Origin of the sequence: Streptomyces anulatus (assembly GCF_000721175.1) — a bacterium.
In the GTDB taxonomy this organism is placed as follows: domain Bacteria; phylum Actinomycetota; class Actinomycetes; order Streptomycetales; family Streptomycetaceae; genus Streptomyces; species Streptomyces anulatus_C.
The window spans coordinates 1-944 of record NZ_JOEZ01000110.1 but is presented as its reverse complement, the minus strand read 5'-3'; the positions used below and the strand labels follow the sequence as shown (position 1 = coordinate 944).

Genomic DNA, 944 nt, shown 5'->3' with positions numbered 1-944 from the left:
CTGCCGATCACATCGTGCGCGACTTGGTTGGCACGCGCGTCGAGCTGTGCGTACGTGAGCGTGCCGGCGCCGTCGGTGACCGCCGGGGCATCGGGCGTCCCAGTCACCTGTCGTGTGAACAGCTCGCCCAGCGAAGCAGCCGGCACGGCATGCGCCGTGTCGTTGAAGTCCACGACGGCACGACGGTGTTCGTCCGGGGTGAGGATGTCGATGTGGTTGAGGGGCTGGTCGGGGTGGGTGGTGGCGTTGTCGAGGAAGTGCAGCCAACGCTCGAACAGGGCCTTGACGGTGGGCGCGTCGTAGATATCGCCGGAGTACTCGACAGCACCGGTGATGCCCTGCGGCTCACCGCGCTCCCCGCGCTGCTCGGCGAGGCTGAAGAACAGGTCGAACTTCGCCGTACCCGTACGCCCAGGAGCGACGTCGATCGTCAGGCCGGGGAGCTGGAAACTAGCCTCGGGCGCATTCTGGAGGGCGAGCATGACCTGGAAGAGCGGATGATGCGACAGGGTCCGGGTCGGGTTGATGAGCTCGACCAGGTACTCGAAGGGGACGTCCTGATGCGCGTAGGCGGCCAGGCTCCGCTCCCGCACCCGAGTGATCAGCTCGGCGAACGTCGGATCACGGACTGCCCACCGGAACATCCTCACCCGCACCCAACCGGGTCAGCAGACCCGCGAGTCCCGCCTGCAACACCATGAACAGACTCGCACCCGACGCCCGCGCTACATCCGACAACCGCCGGTGCAGATCCGCGTCGATGTCGACGGTGACGTAGTCGCCCCGGTAGGTCATCACCGCCGGACGCGGACGGTCCGTGGGAAGGTTCAGCTGATCAGGTAGATCCGCCAACGCCTCCGTCCAGTAGTCGATCTGCGTGGCGAACAGGCTGTCAGGGTCGTTCTGGTCACCCAGCAGCTCGTTCTGCCACAGCGTGTAGTCCG

The 944-nt window shown here is 66.3% G+C and carries 2 protein-coding genes; both read right to left on the bottom strand.

What is annotated here, in order from left to right; genetic code table 11:
* Positions 1-644: condensation domain-containing protein (locus IG90_RS40405; protein WP_280922422.1), on the bottom strand; the 644-nt coding region annotated here is incomplete at its 3' end.
* Positions 622-944, bottom strand: a 323-nt coding sequence (locus IG90_RS46795) for a condensation domain-containing protein (protein ID WP_280922420.1), incomplete at its 5' end; no start/stop codon positions are given. The genes IG90_RS46795 and IG90_RS40405, both read right to left, overlap by 23 nt.